General features: G+C 44.6%; 14 protein-coding genes. 8 read left to right on the top strand and 6 right to left on the bottom strand.

What is annotated here, in order from left to right:
- Positions 1-114 precede the first annotated feature (114 nt).
- From rpoD to PBN151_RS14840, 3 genes are all read left to right on the top strand, one after another.
- On the top strand, positions 115-1,011 hold the full coding sequence (rpoD, locus tag PBN151_RS14850; RefSeq protein WP_021262698.1) for an RNA polymerase sigma factor RpoD: 897 nt from the start codon (positions 115-117) through the stop codon (positions 1,009-1,011).
- A 275-nt stretch (positions 1,012-1,286) separates the two neighbouring features.
- Positions 1,287-1,871, top strand: a complete 585-nt coding sequence (locus PBN151_RS14845) for an RNA polymerase sigma factor (RefSeq protein ID WP_072729596.1) — start codon at positions 1,287-1,289, stop codon at positions 1,869-1,871.
- A 157-nt stretch (positions 1,872-2,028) separates the two neighbouring features.
- Complete coding sequence (locus PBN151_RS14840; RefSeq protein ID WP_072729595.1) at positions 2,029-2,589, top strand: GNAT family N-acetyltransferase; 561 nt, start codon at positions 2,029-2,031, stop codon at positions 2,587-2,589.
- 55 nt (positions 2,590-2,644) lie between these two features.
- On the opposite strand, the gene PBN151_RS14835 is transcribed toward PBN151_RS14840, so the two are convergent.
- Entirely contained in the window at positions 2,645-3,349 is a 705-nt protein-coding gene (locus tag PBN151_RS14835; protein WP_072729594.1) for a MerR family DNA-binding transcriptional regulator, read from the bottom strand.
- Positions 3,350-3,569: 220 nt separating this feature from the next.
- Between PBN151_RS14835 and uvrA the strand changes: the two genes are divergently transcribed.
- Complete coding sequence (gene uvrA / locus PBN151_RS14830; protein ID WP_072729593.1) at positions 3,570-6,011, top strand: excinuclease ABC subunit UvrA; 2,442 nt, start codon at positions 3,570-3,572, stop codon at positions 6,009-6,011.
- A gap of 195 nt (positions 6,012-6,206) precedes the next feature.
- On the opposite strand, the gene PBN151_RS14825 is transcribed toward uvrA, so the two are convergent.
- The gene (locus tag PBN151_RS14825; RefSeq protein WP_083545142.1) at positions 6,207-6,977 is read right to left on the bottom strand and encodes a hypothetical protein; all 771 of its coding nucleotides are present in this window, start codon (positions 6,975-6,977) and stop codon (positions 6,207-6,209) included.
- A 737-nt stretch (positions 6,978-7,714) separates the two neighbouring features.
- Here PBN151_RS14825 and PBN151_RS14820 point away from each other — a divergent pair.
- On the top strand, positions 7,715-8,326 hold the full coding sequence (locus tag PBN151_RS14820) for a YqaA family protein (RefSeq protein WP_072729592.1): 612 nt from the start codon (positions 7,715-7,717) through the stop codon (positions 8,324-8,326).
- A 111-nt stretch (positions 8,327-8,437) separates the two neighbouring features.
- Here PBN151_RS14820 and PBN151_RS14815 read toward each other — a convergent pair whose 3' ends face one another.
- Positions 8,438-9,025 (bottom strand): DUF421 domain-containing protein, encoded by a 588-nt coding sequence (locus PBN151_RS14815; protein ID WP_072729591.1) that lies wholly within the window; start codon positions 9,023-9,025, stop codon positions 8,438-8,440.
- Positions 9,026-9,142: 117 nt separating this feature from the next.
- On the bottom strand, positions 9,143-9,361 hold the full coding sequence (locus PBN151_RS14810) for a cysteine-rich CWC family protein (RefSeq protein ID WP_072729590.1): 219 nt from the start codon (positions 9,359-9,361) through the stop codon (positions 9,143-9,145).
- A gap of 235 nt (positions 9,362-9,596) precedes the next feature.
- Between PBN151_RS14810 and PBN151_RS14805 the strand changes: the two genes are divergently transcribed.
- On the top strand, positions 9,597-11,792 hold the full coding sequence (locus PBN151_RS14805) for a penicillin-binding transpeptidase domain-containing protein (protein WP_072729589.1): 2,196 nt from the start codon (positions 9,597-9,599) through the stop codon (positions 11,790-11,792).
- A gap of 195 nt (positions 11,793-11,987) precedes the next feature.
- On the opposite strand, the gene PBN151_RS14800 is transcribed toward PBN151_RS14805, so the two are convergent.
- Together PBN151_RS14800 and PBN151_RS14795 are read right to left on the bottom strand one after the other, a co-directional pair.
- Complete coding sequence (locus PBN151_RS14800; protein WP_175560717.1) at positions 11,988-13,424, bottom strand: amidohydrolase family protein; 1,437 nt, start codon at positions 13,422-13,424, stop codon at positions 11,988-11,990.
- Positions 13,425-13,618: 194 nt separating this feature from the next.
- Positions 13,619-14,176 carry a YkoP family protein gene (locus tag PBN151_RS14795; protein WP_072729587.1) on the bottom strand — a complete coding sequence of 186 codons (558 nt, stop codon included), beginning with the start codon at positions 14,174-14,176 and terminating at the stop codon, positions 13,619-13,621.
- Positions 14,177-14,353: 177 nt separating this feature from the next.
- Between PBN151_RS14795 and PBN151_RS14790 the strand changes: the two genes are divergently transcribed.
- Both PBN151_RS14790 and PBN151_RS14785 read left to right on the top strand, forming a co-directional pair.
- Positions 14,354-15,442, top strand: coding sequence for a DUF3626 domain-containing protein (locus tag PBN151_RS14790; RefSeq protein ID WP_072729586.1), 1,089 nt, complete (start codon positions 14,354-14,356; stop codon positions 15,440-15,442).
- A 270-nt stretch (positions 15,443-15,712) separates the two neighbouring features.
- The gene (locus PBN151_RS14785; protein ID WP_072729585.1) at positions 15,713-16,366 is read left to right on the top strand and encodes a FusB/FusC family EF-G-binding protein; all 654 of its coding nucleotides are present in this window, start codon (positions 15,713-15,715) and stop codon (positions 16,364-16,366) included.
- Positions 16,367-16,432 lie beyond the last annotated feature (66 nt).

Raw genomic sequence — 16,432 nt, 5'->3', positions numbered from 1 at the left:
CAATTAAAATAAATCATATCATAGACTTTTTTCTTTGTCAATTATGAGTAATTCACTCACATACCGGAAAAAAACGGCTCGAATCCGTACGCATACTTTTAGGGGGGCGACAGTTTGACTAACGAAGAACACAATGAGCAAACTCATTCAGATGCAGATATTAATTTACTACCTCCAGGAGTCAAGATAGATGACTCTGTGCGGATGTATCTAAAGGGAATTGGCCGGGTTGGTCTTCTAAGCACCGAAGAAGAAGTAGATTTGGCTAAACGTATTGCAGAAGGCGATGAAGAAGCGAAGAAAATGCTTACAGAAGCTAACCTTCGCTTGGTCGTGAGCATTGCAAGACGGTATGCCGGGCGAGGCATGTCACTCTTAGATCTTATTCAAGAGGGCAACATGGGTCTGATTAAAGCTGTAGATAAATTTGATTATACAAAAGGCTTTAAATTCAGTACTTATGCCACATGGTGGATTCGACAAGCAATTACACGCGCAATCGCTGACCAGGCAAGAACGATCCGTATTCCTGTTCATATGATTGAAACGATCAATAAGCTTGTTCGTGTCTCCAGACAGCTGGTGCAGGAGCTTGGCAGAGAGCCTGAGGTAGAAGAGATTGCTAAGGAAATGGAATTGAGTGTAGAGAAGGTTCGCGAGATTATGAAGATCTCTCAAGATCCAATCTCACTGGAAACACCAATCGGGGAAGAGCACGATACCAAGCTTGGCGACTTCATCGAGGATCAGGACGCCCAATCTCCAGTAGAATCAGCAGCTTATGAGTCCTTGAAGACACAGCTAGGTGACGTCCTTGATACGCTCACTGAACGTGAAGAGAATGTACTTCGCTTGCGCTTCGGACTCGATGATGGTCGTACTCGGACATTGGAAGAAGTAGGCCAAGTATTTGGTGTTACGCGTGAGCGGATTCGCCAAATCGAGGCGAAGGCTTTGCGTAAGTTAAGACATCCGAGCCGCAGCAAACGCTTGAAGGACTACATCGAATAATGAAATGATATGCAAATGAATGAAGCTGCGTTACACTTCAACGGATTGGAGTGTAACGCAGCTTTTTTTCGTGCAGGCGTACAGGTATTCACTAACAAGCATGAAAAGCAACAATTTGTAACAATGATTTGGGGAATATCATTTATTTTTCATCTGAACTTCATATTATCTTCATAAGTTTATGTTATTGTATGTTCGATAGAGCACGATAACGTACCCAAGCAAGTATACACATATTGCGTTTGCGCGTTGGGGTAAGGATATTTGGAGGAACAATGAACACCAGCATAGATCAGATTCAACAACTCGTACTCGCCGGAGATGAACGCGTATATACGAAATTATATATCGAATATCGTAGCTTGCTAGTTCAGCACGCTTATCGATATGTCCGCAATCAACAAGACGCAGAGGATGTTGTACAAGAGGCGTATATTCGCATATTCCGAAATTTGCATCGGTACAACTTCTCTTGCAAAATATGCAGCTGGATGAAGCTTATTGTAAAAAATCTATGCATTGATCTCATACGGCAGCGTAGTCGTAAACCTGCCGTACATTTTACGGAGAACATTGCCTACGACAATCAAGAACAAGCATTAATCGAAACCCTGCAGGATCAGACTCAAGGACCTGAACAGCAAATTCTAGAACAAGAAGTTCAACACAACGTAATTAACATCGTGAATGAAATGCCTGATGCATATCGAGATGTGTTCCGGCTGCGTTACTTATCGGAATATTCGCTTGCAGAAATATCGAATGTCTTATCCCTTGAAATCAATACGGTGAAATCCAGACTGTTTCGAGGAAAGAAATATTTACGCAAACAGGTTGACAGTGGTGATATTTGTTCCTGACCAATTATGTAAATAGTTACAACTTATTTATCATTGACCATTCATCATTGGACATGTGTACAATAATAGATGACGGCTATTACGGATGACTCTCATCCCTCAGGAGGGCAATACTAGAGGATGATCAGCTGTCATTACTCTTCAGGAGGTATCATTCATGATTCGCAAAGCTACACCAGAAGACAGCAAGTACATTATCCCATTGATGATGGAGGCGATCGGCACCATCGCCTATGAACTATCTGGAACTACGAACAGAGATGAGACGATGCGCATACTCGAGCAATTCTATAAGCAGTCCGACAATCGCTTGAGCTGGAAGAACAGTATGGTCTGGTTGCAAGAAGATGTACCTGTCGGCTATGCATTGGCTTATGCGGGGTACAAGCTGGTCGAATTGGATCGCCCATTGGAGGAACGTTTATCTACTCTTCAAGGCAATCCTGTTCAACTTATCAAAGAAACAGAAGGGGAAGAGTACTACTTGGATTCATTGGCTGTAGATTCTTCTCAGCGTGGATTAGGGATCGGAACGAAGCTCATGAAGGCGTTCGAATTAGAAGCAGCTCAATTCGGGTTCAGCATCGCCTCGCTGTTAGTGAACGTTGCGAACACGCGAGCGAAGCAATTGTATGAAGCACAAGGGTATACAGCAGATGGCAAGATCATAACAATTGCAGGGGAAGATTATGAACATATGGTGAAGAAGGTACAGTAACGTATACACGAATGCAGAAGAAGCGACAACTTAGTTGCAGTCACTTTGCGATTACTTACATCAGCTGCAGCACCTTGCACAGTTTAACAAGTTCATGTACTCCTCGGAATTGCTGGCGATTTCGATCATGGAGGCTGCGGATAGCATTTTCCGTCACTTTTTTGGCCTGCTCGATGCTGTGATGGTCAAGAGCATCTACAATTTCTTTCATGCTTTTGAGAAAATATAACGTACTGCGCAAGGTGCGAAGCAGCAATATTTTGCGGATATGCAGCGCGTTGAACATCCGATACCCGTTCTCGGGATTGCGTTCCGGGATGATTAACCCTTCCTTCTCCCAATGCCGGATGGCGGACGCGGCAACCCCTGTATATTCAGCAGCTTCGCCGATGGTCATTGGGCTCTTGAAGGTCTTATTCCCAATAGTCGGGAGGTCAATTTGCTCCAATACCGTTAATAATTGATCTGCCACAACCTTCTCCTGATGCAAGTTAGCCTGTTCCTCATTGACAAGCCAGAAGGCTTCGTCCACCTCTTCTTTCTGCATATGTTTGAGAACTGTACAAGTTAGCCCCACCCCAAAGCCAGGGAACATCGCACGAAGACATCGAAAATAAGCAAGATGTACGTCGGTGTACAACCTGTATCCATTCGCATCCCGATCCGGTGCAGGAACCACTCCCCATGATTCATAATGCCGAAGAGCACTCGTACTGATATGAAGTACCCTTGCGATATCCACAGGTTTGTAATACTGCATGTTTTTCCTCCTCAGCTAGTAATGACCTCAATGTATCAGATCGTTTCCCATAAAATCAAATCTTCCAGTAAAACCTTAAAGCACCGTGCTAAAGTTTTGCACGATAAGTCTGTGTCTATCAACACATTTTTTTATAAAACTCTAGCACTTGCATGAATGTTGTAAAGTGGATCATGTAACTCGAATTTCACCGTCACTTTAGAACGATGGAGGGTGCTGCATGAAAGACGTTATTCGTATTCAAGGCGCTAGAGAAAATAATTTAAAAAATGTGACATTAGACATTCCAAAGCATCAGCTTATCGTGGTTACGGGTCCTTCCGGCTCGGGTAAATCAACACTTGCTATGGACATTCTGCAGCGGGAATGTCAGCGTCAGTATGTGGAGTCTAGTGGGATATCAGCCGAATCCATTGCCAAGCCTAATGTCGATTCGATTACTGGACTTGCACCGTCAATCTCGATTGGACAGCATGTGACGAACCGCAATCCTCGATCAACTGTTGGGACGATTACGGATATGTACACGTATTTGCGGACAGTTTATGAGAAAAAGGGAGTTAGGACATGTAAGTTCTGTGGAGAGAGCATAACTCCTTCTCCCGTAGACGTTGCGGGTGAGTCAATAAAGTGCCCAGCATGCTCACAGCCACATACACCACTGACGAAGGCGGATTTCTCTTTCAATACACCAAGCGGTGCGTGTCCCACGTGCAGTGGTTTAGGGAGCATAGTCGATATTCAAGTTGAGGCTGTTTTCAACAAGGAGAAAACGATTCGTGAAGGCGCCGTCACCTTCTGGTACGAATCCCTAACTGATTATCAAGCCAACATTATTGAGGCGGCAGGGAAGCATTATGGCTTGGATATGAGTGGGCCGCTGCACAGTTTTAGCCCTGTACAATGGGAATTATTGAAGCATGGGGTGGAGAGCGAAGCATTTGCATGTCACTTCCCGAATATTGATCCGCCCAAAACAGTTGGCAAAGGCCGATTTAAAGGTGTACTAACTGCAATGTGGCAGAAGTACAAGGAGCGGGATGGGCAGTCAAGCGAGGCGGCTTATTTTACGACTCAATCATGTCCCGATTGCAGAGGAGATCGTCTGAAGTACGAGAGCAGATCAGTTACCGTCGAAGGCCGTACCCTGCCTAGCTTAGCGAGATGCTCGTTAGAAGAGCTGAATGATTGGTTGCTTGCCGTTCATGCGAAGTCTCGTATGGAAGGCGATATGATCCTTCTTGCCGTACTCGAAGAACTCCTTGGTAAAATAAAGCGCGTCATTCTTGTAGGACTTGGCTACTTATCGCTCGACAGACAGATGATCACATTATCAGGAGGAGAAGCGCAGCGATTACGGCTAGCATCGATCCTTGGCTCTGGGTTAACTGGTGTGTTGTATGTCCTTGATGAGCCGACAACAGGCCTTCATCCGAAGGATACAGATGGTCTGATTGAGGTCATGAAGGAATTGCGCGATATGGGCAATACCGTGCTGATGATAGAGCATGATACACGTGTAATGCAGCAGGCGGATCACATTATTGATATCGGACCGGGGGCAGGTCGGTTCGGAGGAGAGATTGTTGGGCAAGGTACGCTTAAGCGACTTATGGAACAGACTTCATCCGTGACCGGACATTATGTTAGAGCACAATCACGTCTTCAATCCAAATGCCGACAAGGCAATGGGGATGTCATCTCCATTCATGAGGCAACCCTTCATAACTTGAAGCAGGTATCCGTGTCATTCCCATTAGGCAGTCTGATCTCGGTATCTGGAGCCTCAGGTTCTGGCAAGTCGACACTCGTATTCGATCTGTTGGCAAATGCCAGCGGCACTGGAGGCCGAGTTGAAGGCTGCCGGGAAGTCACAGGGCTGAATAAAGTTAACAGCATCATTACTGTAGATCAATCTCCCATATCACGAATGCAGCGCTCGAGTGTGGCAACTTATACAGACCTGTATACCTTGCTTCGCAAGGTGTTCGCCTCACTTCCAGCAGCGAAGGCACGTGGCTTGAACGAGAAATATTTTTCCTTCAATTCACCGGGCGGAAGATGTGAGCAGTGCGAAGGACTCGGAATCGTTGAAGTCGATATGCACTTCCTCCCGCATCTGCGTGTGCAATGTCCAGCTTGTCATGGCAAGCGGTTTATTCCGGAAGTCCTGGCCGTTACGTATGAAGACTACACCATAGCTGACATCTTAGAGCTCAGTATTGAAGAGAGTTTATCACTATTTAAGGGCCACCCAAAAATGGCGAAGCTGCTTAAGCTGTTGTGTGATGTTGGTATTGGCTATCTCCAATGGGGACAATCTGCAACAACGCTTTCCGGTGGGGAAGGGCAGCGCTTAAAGCTTGCTAGGGAACTGAGTGCACCTGCTAACGGTCACACCCTGTATCTGTTGGACGAACCGTCTTCAGGCTTGCATCCGCTCGATGTACACAAGCTGTATGTATTATTGGATAAGCTTGTAGATGCCGGAAATACCGTAATCTTGGTCGAACATAATACCGATCTGATTGCGGCATCAGATTGGGTCATTGATATGGGGCCAGGCGGAGGCAACTCTGGAGGTCAGGTTATAGCGGCAGGTACACCGGAGCAAATCGTTAGCTCTGAAGCGTCTTGTACAGGAACCTATTTATCGATATAGATATAACTGCGCTAGGGTAGTGTCATATAACATATACGCAGTCAATGCATTTCAATTGGATGCGAAAAAAGCCAGCCAGATCCATGATGTGATCTGGCCGGCGTTCTTCTGAACCCGAGTTAAGTTTGTCTGCATTTATTCCTTGGGTCGCCTGCTTGTATACCTGCTTACGTCACCAGGCTAGGACAATCCTTCTTATTTCTTTACAGCCGTTTCAGCAAACTTTATCAAATCTTCTTTGGTGAGCGGGTTGCCCGGATTGGTTGTGATGCTATAAATATGATCCTGATCTGACCATATCAGCTTGTTTCGAACCAAGCCAGGGATCTTCTTGCCTTGTTCGGCATCGACTTCAGTTGATTTAATGTACCGGTATCCGTTGTTTGCCGTTTTTCTGCCAAGACTGTGCGCTACTTGCATTTCTAAATTGTCTTTTCCGTTTACGAATGTAAGATTGATTTCGCCCATTTCGTTCCAGTCGAATTTTTTGTAATAGACGCCTTTTCCTTGAGCTTCCGCTTCCGCTTTCACTTCTCGTTGAAACTCCTTATGATGCTTTGCAATCGGGGGTTGGATGTTTCCATTCTCAAATTTATAACCTTCAGGCAGACCTACCGGCTTTTGAAGCACAGGACCCTGCAGTTTGCCTGCCTGGTTTAAATAATCATCATAATTTGTGAATTTGAACATATCCAGATAATACAAGAATGCAGATCCGCCATTGAGACTTGGGTCACTTACGTACAAGAGGTACGTATCCCCTGTATTCTTTCCAATCTCCCCATTTACTTTCTGGGAGAGTTCAGCTTTTGCCGCTTCAACAGCTTCCTTACCAACCACCGGCGTTTTCGATTCCAACTCCTGTGCGGAGTTTGTTTGGTTTGCAAATGCCTCCGTCATATTTGCGGTGCCAAACAACAACGCGATACCCGTTGCGACAACGGCTGCCTTCTTTACGTATTTCATGTGAATATTACTCCTCTCATTTATGCAAGTTTTATTTTTTTGTGAAGACCGGACGCTATCGATTGGGATCCCTTTGTGCCAGCTTCTGTGATATAAACACAGCCCAGGAAAATTTGGTTCACTATTTCGAACAATATCAGAAACAATAACAATGCGTAATGAACATCACACTTTGTTTTGCCCCTTTGGAATCGGCATCAATGACATTTTTCAAGCGATTATTATCTATAAACACAATTGCAAGACCGCTTGCGCCCATGGAGCGGTCTTCGTCATTTTCTGCCAAAATTCTTGAGTGACATGTTAAAATAGAAAAAGACATATAAACGTAGTAGGATAATTGTCATTGCAAACCTTTGGAATGAGAGGAAGGCGAGATTCAACTGATGGTTGGAATAAAAATAACATTGTCAAGTTGCATGAAAAATCAGTATGCTTATTTTACCTGAAACGATAGGACTTTAGCCCCGTACTAACAACAGCAGGGGATATTACCTAGCGCATCGGCCAATGAAACGAATATTGTATTGGTAGCATATTCCACCATTTCGTGTGAAGGGATGCGGCAACAAAGAATCGTCTATACCTGAGAACGTGAATGAGTATATTTCTTTAGAGTTGCTTCCAAACAGCAATTGTCTACATTACCAAAGTGTAATCATTCGCAACACGAAATAAGGTAAAATGAGATTTACCAATCAACTTATAGAAAGAATTTTTCCGGATAGGGGTAGATTATGTTTCAAAACATCATTGATTTTCTAATGGACTACGGGATATGGGGGCTAGTCATCCACTCTTTCGCAGATGCAGTTATTTTTCCTGTACCAGCCTTCTTCTTGCAGGTGCCATTAAGCTTACTGGATCCATCCAATGCCTTATGGCTAGCAACAGCAGGATATATTGCATGTCTGCTCGGTACTCCAGTAGGCTACATGATCGGCAAGCTGTTAGGCCACTCCGTCTTGGAGAAAATTCTTAAAAAATCATGGATTGACGGCGCCAATCAAATGTTTAAGAAAAATGGAGAAGCTACGATTCTTATCGGCTCTTTTACTCCAATTCCGTTCAAAGTATTTACGATTCTATCCGGCTGCATGAATTTCCCGCTATGGAGACTTATCGGATATGCAGCAATTGGAAGAGCAGTTAAGTTCTATGCAGTAGGTCTGCTGTTTTATTTGTATGGGAGATCTGCAGAAGGAATGGTTAAGCACGTCTCGCTGTATATCTTCCTCATTGCTGTTCCAATCTTGGTTATCTTTTTGATTATTCGCAAGAGAAGGAGAAACAAAGCTGCAGCAAAAGCAGACCATACTGAAGGTAAAACAACATCAATCAGCGAATAAACAAATTGTAAAAGGTCGACCCAATGGGCCGGCCTTTTGTTATCTACATCAGTCGTATGAGAGTACACTACATAGTTGTCTGCACATAGCGTAAATCCTGTTGGCATGGCTTCATTCCAAATGGGGGGCAATCTTTTTCCGGTGACCATCCTGCTTAACTTCGTCGAATAAATTCTCTTCTTTGTGGGTCTGCTTCGGAACAGGCATGTTCCATGCTTTCATGAGCCTCTCCAATTCTCCGATCGTCACTGGCTTAGCATGTCGTGCTAACTCGTAACCGATATGACCGCTCATCTCGATAGTCGCTGTTTTCACTTCCGACAACGATGTAATTCCCTTTGTTCTTAATTTTGCTTCTAGCTGATCGACGGTTAGCCGCAGCTTTTTGAGACTCTTTTCAACAATTAGTCCATTTTCAATTACGATTGTTGCTCTTCCAATGAACCACTTCTCGACCCAATTGAACTTAATGGCAAGGAATTGAATGATGAGGAGAAGACTGACAAAGATGCATAAGGTTATCAATGTTCGCAATAGACCGTCCCCTTTGACAGCATGTCCAATCATGGAGGCCATCGCAAGCAGCGTAATGATCTCAACGCCAGTCATTTCTCCGACCGTTTTTTTACCGAGAACGCGCAGCAGACAATAGCCAAAGCTGAGAACAATGACTGCTTCCCCAATGAATGAGAAATCCATAGCATACTACCTCCAGACCCTATCAATGATGGGAAGGCAACATCGTGCGTTCCACTGTGTTCCAGACATGAGTAGTATGCATTTTTGTTCAAATTTTACTCGTAAGGTTGATGTCACTCATTCATTCATTTGCGTTGATTGGAGAAATGCACGGACACATTGCTCGCAGACACATGCTTTCCTGCGAAATTCTGATGGGATTTTCTCTAACAGCACTTGCGGCACAGATAGAGTCATACACCAGCATTCCTGATGGGGGCGGCCTGCCTGGTATGCGCAGTGGTTCTCATTGCCGCACAAGGGACATATTTTCGGATCGATTACTACCTCAGACATGGTAAACACCTGCTTTTGTAAGTTTAATAGCGAAATTGATGCTATACAAGATAATAGCGTATCAGTGAGCATTAACCCAATATATTTCATCACAGCGCACAATTTCATAAAGAAAATGAAACTGTTTTCTGTTTTGAAGCATCTAATTTGATAGAAAGCCCGAGCTGCGCTTGCTAACTCGCAAACGTACCACGTTTATATAATCATGGCAATTACTTTTAGAAAGAGGGATAAGGTGATCAAGCGAATAAAGGTGCGCACATTATTGATTGGAGCCATCTTTACAATCTTTTTCGGGGTCATTTTCGTTCGGCTGTTCTGGTATCAGGTTATCAATCAATCGTTCTGGATGGAGCAAGCGAGAGATTCGTGGTCCGTGAGGAAGGAGCTGACTCCTATCAGGGGAACGATCTATGATCAGAATGGCGACGTATTGGCCATGGATGCCCCTACTTATACCGTGGCGATAAGCCCCAAGGTGATTCAGGAGCTCCGCAAGAAGGGGGATCTGATCGAGAAACGGATTGATATGGAGCGCATCATCGTAGACAAGTTGCATACCGTACTGAAAAAGCCTGAGAATGAACTCTTTGAGCTTACACGAAAAATGAGAACAAAGGACGGCAAAGACGAATATTATCCTCAGGTCGAGGTGCGCAATGAAGGATGGAAGTTGGACGACGAAACAGCCAAGAAATTGCGTGAATTTATCGAGGAATTAAAAGATATGACGAAATTGCGCGACGTCGGACTTTACCTGCTGCCCGAGGTCAAGCGGTTCTATGCGAAGAATGCGCTGGCCTCACACGTTCTTGGATATATGGATAAGCAGAACAATCCCATCGGCGGGATTGAGAAAATGTACGATGAACAGCTTCGAGGCACTGTCGGTTTCCTACAATATGAGAAAGATCGTTTAGGAAATAAGCTTCCCACAGCATCGGAAGTATTTCAGCCTTCCCGGGACGGCAGCAACATCTACTTGACGATAGATAGCACGATCCAGCAATATATCGTGAATTCGATGCGCGAGGTGTATAACAAATATACGCCCAAAAGCATGACAGTCATCGCGGCCGATCCGAAAACGGGCGACATCCTGGGACTGGCCAATATGCCGGATTTTGATCCGAATTCATATTGGAAAGCCAAGGACCTATCCGCTTTTTATAACCATGCAGTCCAATCGCGTTATGAGCCTGGGTCGACGTTCAAAATCGTGACGCTGTCGGCAGCCGTACAGGAGGGCATCTTCAATCCGGATGAAAAGTTCGTGTCTGGCAAAATCATAGCCGGCGGAGTACCCATTGGCGACGTGAATCAGACATGGGGAACGATCACTTATTTAGAGGGTTTGAAGCGATCCAGCAACGTGGCATTTGTCAAGCTAGGCTACGAGAAATTGAAGGAAGAGAAATTGAAATCGTACATCGAGAAATTCGGCTTCGGCAAGAAGACTGAGATTGAAATGCTTGGTGAGAACAGCGGACTGATTCGCTTTGAATATGCGGCAGATGTGGCCGCTGCTTCATACGGCCACGGGCAGGTGCTGGTGACGCCGATCCAGCAGGTTATGGCCGTATCGGCAGTGGCGAATGGCGGTAATCTAATGAAGCCGCATCTTATTCGTAAAATCGAAGATACCGTTAGCGGTGAGGTGTCGGAGCGCAAGCCGGAAATCGTGCGCGAGGTTATCGATCAAAATGTAGCCAAACAAGTAAGTGAATATTTAGAGCAGGTGGTTGCCGATCAAGAGATCGGTACAGGTAGACATGCCTATATCGAAGGATATCGCGTCGCAGGCAAGACAGGTACCGCAATCAAGGTTATTAACGGGGGTTATAATCAAGACCGCGCGGTCGTATCGTTTATCGGCTTCGCACCCGTAGAAGATCCGCGGATCGTTCTGCTCGTCGTGGTCGATGATCCGAAAGATTTTTACCAAGGCGGCGGTTTCGTCGCTCCTTATATGTTTAAGGATATTGTATCCCAATCCTTGCGTTACATGGGGGTACCCTCCTCTTTGCAGTCGAATCCGAAGTCTAGTGGTAACAAGCTCGGCTCGCGGCCGACCGTACCGGCACCCGATATGCAAAACATGAAGGTGCGCGATGCCAAGCAGCAGCTTGCAGAACAAGGTATGGTATTCGATACGATTGGCCCAGGAGATACAGTGAAACGCCAATATCCAAAGCCGGGTGATCCGATGGCTGTCAGACAGCGCATATATTTGCTTACGGATGACCCTGAGAAGCTGCTACTTCCGGACTTTAAGGACAAATCGCTGCGTGAAGTGATGGAAATTACTTCGCTTCTCGGATGGAAGGTACGCGTCGATGGCGAAGGATATGTAGTTGAACAGAAGGAAAGCAGTGAAAACGGCGTGCACGTCCTTCATGTGAAGCTGGAACCGAAGTATCCGGGAGGATGATGTGAAAACGGAATCACGCCACCGTGTTCTGGGATCCAGGAACAAACGCTCCGGGATTAAATCATGTAAAAGTGTAAATTGGTTTGGGTAATGAATCCACAAGAAACAACTCGAAGAGCCTGAATCCTTGAAGGTTCAGGCTCTTCGAGTTGAACATAGCGATAGTTGTACGTGACACGTATCTCTTACCACAGTTTACTTCTGCTTGCGAGAGAACTCCTTAATAATCGGGTATGTTTTTAGCTTTTTGAGAATCTCTGTCCGATCGATTAGATGCCCATTCATGATGACCGCATGGATTTGGGTTGTGTTGCGGATATCTGCGAGCGGATTCGCGTCTAGCAGGACGAGATCGGCTAGCTTTCCTACCTCTACCGTGCCCTGCTTATCCTCATTTTCCAAATAGCGAGCCGGATTAATCGTGGCAGCCTGAAGGGCTTGCAGCGGATTTAGTCCCGCTTTGACTAGCAGTTGAAGTTCTTCATGCAGGCTAAAGCCATAATATAGATTTGGCATCAAGTAAGTAGAATCAGTGCCAGCCATAATCGGTACCCCAGCTTCATTCATTTTACGAACTAATTGCAAATTGTTCTGTTCCAGCTCCTGATGGATAGCAGCCCCTCTTTTATCTTTGTGCCAATTTTCAATTAATGCTGCCCATTCCTTCTGAACAGCAGGTTCTAAAAAACGCACTCTTTCATCAGGTACCTGCTTATTTAAGCTTGTTATCGTTACAAGTGTAGGAACCTGCCAAGTTTCATTCTGTTTAAAGATCTCAAACAACTTTCCGGCTTCATTTGCATCATAATGCTTTGCAGCTTTATTTTCGTATTCGAGATACAACAACTGATCCTTGTTAATAATACCCGCTTCTGTATCCTTAACAAGGCTGTTGAAAATACCTGATTTCTTTGATGCTGTAGCAATATGCATCCCATGCAAATGCTCGAAGCTTCTCATACCGTCGTTAGAAGCTTCATCTGCGCGTACAGTAAATGGTAAATGGCCACTAACCGGAAGCTGTAGCTTCTTCGCTTCCTCCATAGCCACAGCATACAGGTCTTTAGGCATGTGGGAGTACATTTTAATTTGATCGACCTGATATGTTTTCAACTGTTGTACAGCTTTCCGAACCGCTGCTTCATTTTTTAAATTATAGTGATGCGAAGGTACCTCATTATTTGGAAATTGATTAATAACTTTACCGGAATGTACAATGCGCGGAGTCAAGATTTCCTGATTATTAATGCTGCGTGTCACTTGAACATGGTGGAGGCTGGAGCCCATCTCCCTAACACCTGTCACTCCTTTTGCTAATAAGTGAGGGATTGCACTATCCATGTGATTTTCCAAATGGACGTGCATATCCCATAAACCAGGGATAAGATATTTCCCATTAGCTTTGATCACACGGGCATCGTCAGGAACATCAACGTCAGTCGTATCAGCTATTGCTGTAATTTGGTTGCCCTGAATGACTACCGACTGATTTGGTTTAAGCTTGCCTGTCTTCACATCCACTATGATGACGTCCTGCACCATTAAACGATTCTTATTACTTGGATTTGGTGGTTCTATTAAGGAAAAGGCAGGCCGAGCCAACATTCCCGATAGAACGATCACAATCAACATGATGACACTGTTCTTGAGCAAATACAATCACCCTTTACTCCAATGTGTAGCACACCTAACAGATGGCTCAAGGTGAATATACTCGTTCATTTGTCATCCGGCATAGTGACGAAATGTCATATGGCATTTCATCATATTATGTTATCCCGTCTCCAAAATAAAATAAATTCCCAAAACTCTCCCTTTCTTTATTGTCACACACTTCCGTATTTATCCATTAACAAGTCTGTAGACATCAGTAAAAATCTAGGATTTTGCTTTGTACAGGTCTTAAGTGGATTGGATACGGACAAAAAATGAATAGGCATTTGGCCGATCCATTTAAAAGCACGATATAACGGGTTATGGATCTGTACGATATCGAACCCCAAATGCGTGCATCCTCGATGCAGCATCGTAATACCGATAATGGCCTTAATTTCACGGAATTTTGGATGGGCTTGAATATGCCGACACACCCCAGGCAAGGACTGCTCTACCGTGCGATGAATAATTCGCCCCTTCTTTACACCATTCTCCATATAAAAAATTTCCGTAAGTAAACGAACATTATGAAGATGTATTTTTACCAATAGATCGCTATGTTCGATGCGTGTCCCGTCAGACAGTATGATTGTCTTGCCTCGATACCGGAGTAATCTTACCCTAAAGATATTCGAACGTGATTGCTCAGGAAAGGTCAGTCGGGTTAACGAAAAATATATCGGATCTAACATACTCCATACGAATAAGATCAGCATTTTTAGTTTCATATGGTCTAATTTCCCCTTAACGTAGTTAATGATAATTTGGATTAAACAAAAGGATTTTATCCACAGGTTGAAGTAACAGCGAATATAGGACTTTACTTGATGCATATCATGTGCCAGGTAATAGGATTAATTAGTATTGTGAGATGATGATATGGAACTTAATAAGGAGGGGAGCGAATGGCTGCAAAATTATCGAATTCGCAGCGAGCCGCGCTGCATTTTGTGACTACCTATGCGAGAGGCCGAAAAATGAACGCACAGCATACGATAGCGGGCATATTACAAGGTTCCGCCATTTCACAATCCGAATATGACCAAGCTGTAAGAATGATAAAGTTATATGCTAGAGTTGCCCTACACTTCCACCCGGACAGACCTGACCTGAACATGAAAAGTGTTGCTGAAGCTCTTTTGGAACAAGGATTGTACAAAAGCCAATTTGAAACGCTTCTATCCAATGGAAGTGTATCTGCTTATCCTGGAGGTGAACGCGATCTTTGGGAGAAAAAGTTGTTTGGCGGCGCCTATCAGTGCGAAGGCACGGGCAATAGCGAGCGTCCCAAATATGGGGCGCTTAACCTTATGCTTCATTCTGACGGGCCCGCTCCTCGATTTGGCTCGTGTTATTTCCTCTTGTCACCCAAAGTATCAACGCGGTGTACCTTCACATATATGGATTCCCATCTAGATCCGTTGGAAATGGGAACCTATGGCGAGCTTGATGATATATTGGCGGCACTCTTAACAGATGCATATCGCAATAACTGTGCCATTGGGGACAAAAATCTTAGTCCAAGCAAACTAATTAATCATTTACGATGCAGGCTGGCATGTTCATTTCCCAATCCTTCCTGCAGAGAACCGAGTCGCAATCTGGATGAATATATTGAAGCGCAGATTCATGGCGACCTTTCACTACAGGACGACGTTGATATACTAGTCGCTGATCCCTCCTTCATACATACCCACATCGGCAGGACACTGGAGGAAATATGCTGTAAGTATGCAATTGCGCTTTACTGGCATAGGGGATTCTCGTTGTTGGCACATGAGGTGCCTAGTGGCTTTAGAGGATCGGCAATGCCCTCATTAGCAATGCGCATTGCTCATGAGGGCAGGGTAGATGCTAGCGTGATAGGCGATGCTGTCATGGAATTAAGGAGCGACCCGACTAAATGGATGGATCGTGGCAGCGATAAGGAAGTACTTCAGGAGTTGAAATTGCTGTGGCATGTACTTGTGAGATATGGGGAGCCCATGCTGTAGCGCTACCTGTTTTTTGTTCGACGGATAGAGATGAGTTGCAACAACTATCGGTTTTCTTTATACTATTAAGTAACAGGGGAGGTGGCAAGGGATGGCAAAAAACTTTGCCAGAATCAGCAACGACTCATGCAAAGCCTGATTTAGGGGCGATACTTTGCATGGGGCTGGACAATACGAAGAATGATTGTCGCCCAAGATCGCTTATATCGTTTCTAATAATGGGCTTTGCACCTTATTTCTTCAACTATTCAAAATAAGGAGCTGTAAAGCATGACAACACCATTTATTAGAAACCACCAATATAATTTGATTAAAAAGCAAGCGACTTTGCTTCAACATACTTGTCAGACAGTAGCGGATCACAAGATTGTTGATACAGTACGATACAGCGCGTTCACCAAGATTACAGAGGCGTTCCAGAGTGCAGAAGAGCAGCAGCTTCGTCTGCTTGAGCGGATTACGACACTCGACAAAACGGAAGAATTCTCTCAATTTCTGCTTTCTCTTGAACCTTACCTGATTGAGTTCGAACAGGTAACTGACAAGCAGCTGAAGAAGCTCTATCCGAAGAGTAAGAAGCTGAAGCTTCCGAATATGGAGGGACTGGATCTCCGCCATACGACGTATCTTGGATGGACGGACATTGGAACGAATCGCATGTATCTGATCCATCAGTTAGACGGACGACTTGTCGGTATTGAGGGGAAATTCACCCAAGCAAAGAAGAAGGGTACGTGCTTCCTATGCAATCGACAGGAAGAAGTGGCCTTATTTACAGCAGAAACGAAATCCAAACCAGCGAATGCTACGCCTGATTATTACAAGGCCATTGGGAATTATATGTGCGTGAACAGCCATACCTGCAATCAGAACATTACGGATACAACAGCGTTGGAAATGTTTATTCACAGCATTATTGGTTAAGTTTACGAGATAATGAAGAAGAGGATGTCCATTCGGACATCCTCTTCTTCTATTCTCATGTTGGAT

It is taken from the genome of Paenibacillus sp. NAIST15-1 (assembly GCF_001894745.1).
In the GTDB taxonomy this organism is placed as follows: Bacteria; Bacillota; Bacilli; order Paenibacillales; family Paenibacillaceae; genus Paenibacillus_B; species Paenibacillus_B suaedae.
The sequence above is the reverse complement of the archived record's forward strand: the minus strand, read 5'-3'. Positions and strand labels throughout refer to the sequence as shown.